The organism is Pseudomonas sp. JUb52, from assembly GCF_004341115.1.
In the GTDB taxonomy this organism is placed as follows: domain Bacteria; phylum Pseudomonadota; class Gammaproteobacteria; order Pseudomonadales; family Pseudomonadaceae; genus Chryseomonas; species Chryseomonas oryzihabitans.
The window spans coordinates 1-4,170 of the sequence record NZ_SLYS01000032.1 but is presented as its reverse complement, the minus strand read 5'-3'; the positions used below and the strand labels follow the sequence as shown (position 1 = coordinate 4,170).

Genomic DNA, 4,170 nt, shown 5'->3' with positions numbered 1-4,170 from the left:
AGACTTATCCACAGTTGCTGGTAACAAAATCAGCAATCCGCCCTGGGTCAAATTTCAATCGGCAGGGTGGGTCAATTTTCCATCAGCGCCAACACTACAACGTCTTCCAATGCAGCAAGCAGCGCGAGGATACTCGGGCAACCTGTTTATTCGTTTTTACGCATATACGAATGTACACATACCCCTGCCCATGAAGCTGCTTATCTCGCCCGAAACGATCGAGGTGCTGAAGCAGACCTTACGGCCTGCCCGAAGGCTGGGTAACCCAGTAACTGCAGTTGTGATTGGCGCGAGGATTTGCCGTGGGACACCTTTCAAACCCTCCCGGTCATCAACGAGGAATGCCAGCTTATTGGCGCAGCAACCTTAGCCCGTTGCCCACTACCAAGAGGCTGGCTCCCATATCGGCGAATACGGCCATCCACATGGTTGCTTGCCCAGTGAAGGTCAGCAGCAAAAAAGCGGCTTTTAGGCCAAGTGCAAGCACGATGTTTTGCAAGAGCACCTGAGCGGTGGCGCGAGAGAGCTTCACAAAGGTTGGAATCTTGCGCAGATCATCGTCCATGAGGGCCACGTCTGCTGTCTCGATGGCCGTGTCGGTGCCCGCAGCCCCCATCGCAAAGCCAATGTCGGCGCGTGCCAATGCCGGGGCATCGTTGATACCGTCTCCTACCATGCCGACCTTACTGGACTGGGCAAGCTGTTCGACTTCGCGCAGCTTGTCGGCCGGTAGCAGGTTACCTTGGGCGCGATCTATTCCGGCCTGAGCAGCAATCGCTTGGGCGGTATGTGGATTATCGCCCGTCAGGATCACGGTCTGGATACCCAGCGCATGCAGCTCGGCTATCGCATTGCGGCTGCTGTCCTTGATGGTGTCGGCGACAGCGAAGATCGCCAGTACATCGTCAGCCCCTACCAGCATCACCACGGTCTTGCCCTCGCTTTCGAGCGCCGTGATGCGCTGTTTCAGGTCCGAGGAGCACCCCCTCAATTCGTCGACCATTCGATGGTTTCCAAGATGATAGGTCTGTCCATCGATCACACCGCGTACGCCCTGGCCAGGCAGCGCGGCAAACTCCCCGACCTCTCGCAGCACCACACCGTCGCCAACGGCGGCTTTCGCGATGGCTTTGGATACCGGATGGTCAGAGCGGCTAGCGAGACTCGCTGCAATGCTGCGACTGCTATCGGTCAAGGCGCTGTTCAAGGAGATAGCGTCGGTCTGCTCGGGTTTGCCGTGGGTGAGCGTGCCGGTCTTGTCCAAGGCTAGCCACCGCAGCTTGCGACCATCCTCCAGATAAACGCCACCCTTGATGAGGATGCCTTGGCGTGCTGCGGCAGCCAGTCCGCTGACGATGGTGACCGGAGTGGAAATGACCAAGGCGCAGGGGCAGGCCACCACCAGCAGAATCAGGGCCCGATAGAGCCAATCCATCCAAGCTGCGCCCAGAAGCAGGGGAGGTAGTACCGCCACGGCAATTGCTAGCACGAAAACGGCAGGCGTATACCAGCGGGCGAATTGATCGACGAAGCGCTGGGTTGGAGCGCGGCTGCCTTGCGCCTCTTCCACCATTTGGATGATGCGTGCCAAGGTGGAGTTGCCGGCCACCGCCGTGACGCGATATTCGAAGGATCCAGACTCGTTGATAGTGCCGGCATAGACCGGATCGCCGGGGGCCTTTTCAACGGGAAGGCTTTCCCCAGTGATCGGCGCTTGGCTCACGGTGGAGCCGCCCTCTAGCAGCACACCATCGAGCGCGATGCGCTCGCCCGGCCGCACCCGCACCCGGCTACCGATAGCGACCTGCTTGGCCTCCACATCGAGCCAAGTACCGTCAGGCTGCTGCACCGTGGCTTGTTCGGGGGCTAGATCGAGTAGGTCCCGGATGGCATTGCGGGCACGATCCAGCGATTTGGCCTCAATGACCTCGGCGAGGGCGAATAACACCATCACCATCGCCGCTTCCGGCCAATGGCCGATCAACATGGCCCCGGTGACGGCAATCGACATTAGGGCGTTCATGTTGAGATTGCGGTTCTTAAGCGCTATCCAGCCCTTTTTGTAAGTGGACAACCCACCCAGGGAGATGGCAATCAACGCCAGTACCAGGACCGACCAATGATTGCCACCTAGATACCAGTACATGCCCTCAGCGGCTATTGCAGCAGCAAGAGAGAAGCCGAGCGGCAGCCACGGCGTCGAGTCGCTATAGGCCCTTGATGGTGGAGTGCGATAATTCTGGGTGTCCAGCTCCTGAGCTTCGAAGCCTAGCGACTGGATCGCATCGAGTACCTTGGCTAGCGCGCTGGCGGTATGACGCACAGTCAATGTGCGCTGCATCAGATTGAAGTCCAGATCAACTACACCAGGAAGAAGGGTGAGCTTTTTCCGAATCAGGGTCTCTTCGGTAGGGCAATCCATCTGGGCTATGCCAAGACGGGTAATCTGCGTGCTCGGGTCGTCTCCCTGACGCACCGCCTGCATACCGACCGCTGACAAGGCTTCTTCCAATGGGGTCAGCGAAGGCAGGTTGTGCCGTACGATCAGCGTGCGCTTCATCAGGTTGAATTCCAAGCCGACAACGCCGGACAAGCCCCCCAGCTTGCGCCGAATGAGCGCTTCCTCTGTGGGGCAGTCCATATTCTGAATAAGGTAGTGAGCTTCCCTAGCCTCGGCCAGGGCGCTGGCCGTCGGTTCGGGCGTAAGAAGAGGGCCTGACGCAGCCGAGCTGCAACCGCACCCCTTTGATCCGCAATCGCTCATGTCAGCCCCCACTTTCACCGTTGAATGGGGAGCATTACAATCCCTATAGTTACTATAGAGTCAAGCACTCAAGGCGGCCGAAGTGGACATGAGGATTGGGGAGCTAGCCCGGCTCACAGGATGCGAAGTTGTGACCATCCGCTACTTCGAGAAGGAAGGGCTGTTGTCGGAGCCAGCACGTAGCGCCGGGAATTACCGGTTGTACAGCAAGGCACACCTTGAGCAATTGCAGTTCGTTCTGCACTGCCGCACGCTGGACATGACGCATGCCGAGATTCGTGCCCTGCAGGGCCTGCGCGAAAACCCAAAGCAGGACTGTAGCGAGGTCAACGCGCTGCTGGATTCCCATCTCCAGCAGGTGGAGGCGCGGATCGTGGCATTACTGCAGCTAAAGCAGCACATGACTGCCTTACGTGAAAGGTGCGGTGGAGCGCGCCCCATCGAGTCCTGCGGTATTCTGCAAGGGCTAGCGGATTGTTCTTTCCATACCCCAGGGCCTATTAGGACTAGTGAGCCTTGAGCCCACATTGGATATATCCGAACTCTGCAGGGAGACACTGAGCAGCAGCATGAGCACCCATTTCAGCTTTCTACTCTGAAGCCCCGTATCCCAACGCTCTGTGCATACCTATTGAGCGCGTCGAGCGACCGAAACACTCTCACCAATTCGCGCCGGGAGCGGAGAGGAAAATGTCGGCTTTCTTTGCTGTAGCGTACCTGTAGCTGCCATCCATGCCCCTCAGGGCCTGGAGTAGCACGCACATCCCAAGCGGCCCCGGCTGCAACTAGGGCGGCCAGGCCCTCAGCGCTAATCGACTGACGCATGACGGTTGCGCTTTGGGACGCAACTGGTGATTGCTGGGCTGGCCGCGCGTTCTGGAGATCAGCCCTGATACGCCGGTGTCCCGGTAACGCTGCACAAGGCAGTGAACCTGCCGTGTTGTCAGCTGCAGCCGCTGGGCAGCGCGGGTAGGCGTGATAAAACCCTCGGTCACCGCCTGGATGACCTTGAGACGATCTACTTCGCGTAGGCTCATCGTGATCCGCTCGTGGGCTGACATCCTGATCGCTCCGTATCGCTAGCAAAGCCGGTAGGCTAGCGACCACAGGTGATCGGGACATTTCTATTTGGCTGGATCGCGACATTACTACTTGGCCGTAACACGCCGTTTCAAGGCTCAGTACAGATGTCGTTGCGCCGGCCAAGTAGAAATGTCAAAACAAGAGGTCAGTCGAACAGACCTGGACTCAGTTTCTGCCGTTGCGCTGGGCTAGCTTGGTTAGCGCCCAGCGATCATTCCATTCGCTCGGGTGTTGGCGCTGATGGAAAATTGACCCACCCTGCCGATTGAAATTTGACCCAGGGCGGATTGCTGATTTTGTTACCAGCAACTGTGGATAAGTCT

The 4,170-nt window shown here is 58.3% G+C and carries 4 protein-coding genes; 2 read left to right on the top strand and 2 right to left on the bottom strand.

From position 1 onward, the window contains the following. Nucleotides 1-370 (top strand): hypothetical protein (locus tag EC839_RS24430; RefSeq protein WP_218568257.1); only part of this gene is annotated, 370 nt, incomplete at its 5' end. Here EC839_RS24430 and EC839_RS23930 read toward each other — a convergent pair. After that, nucleotides 350-2,764, bottom strand: a complete 2,415-nt coding sequence (locus EC839_RS23930; RefSeq protein WP_026084056.1) for a heavy metal translocating P-type ATPase — start codon at nt 2,762-2,764, stop codon at nt 350-352. The genes EC839_RS24430 and EC839_RS23930 overlap by 21 nt on opposite strands. Nucleotides 2,765-2,846: 82 nt before the next feature. Here EC839_RS23930 and cadR point away from each other — a divergent pair, with 82 nt between their 5' ends. After that, the gene (gene cadR / locus EC839_RS23925) at nt 2,847-3,284 is read left to right on the top strand and encodes a Cd(II)/Pb(II)-responsive transcriptional regulator (protein WP_064309074.1); all 438 of its coding nucleotides are present in this window, start codon (nt 2,847-2,849) and stop codon (nt 3,282-3,284) included. A gap of 265 nt (nt 3,285-3,549) precedes the next feature. Here the strand turns inward: cadR and EC839_RS23920 are convergent, their stop codons facing one another. Next, the gene (locus EC839_RS23920) at nt 3,550-3,801 is read right to left on the bottom strand and encodes a helix-turn-helix domain-containing protein (protein WP_231893101.1); all 252 of its coding nucleotides are present in this window, start codon (nt 3,799-3,801) and stop codon (nt 3,550-3,552) included. Nucleotides 3,802-4,170 lie beyond the last annotated feature (369 nt).

Coding starts and splice junctions, on each gene's coding strand:
- EC839_RS23930 (WP_026084056.1), bottom strand. CDS start 2,764: ATGAGCGATTGCGGATCAAAGGGGTGCGGTTGCAGCTCGGCTGCGTCA.
- EC839_RS23920 (WP_231893101.1), bottom strand. CDS start 3,801: ATGAGCCTACGCGAAGTAGATCGTCTCAAGGTCATCCAGGCGGTGACC.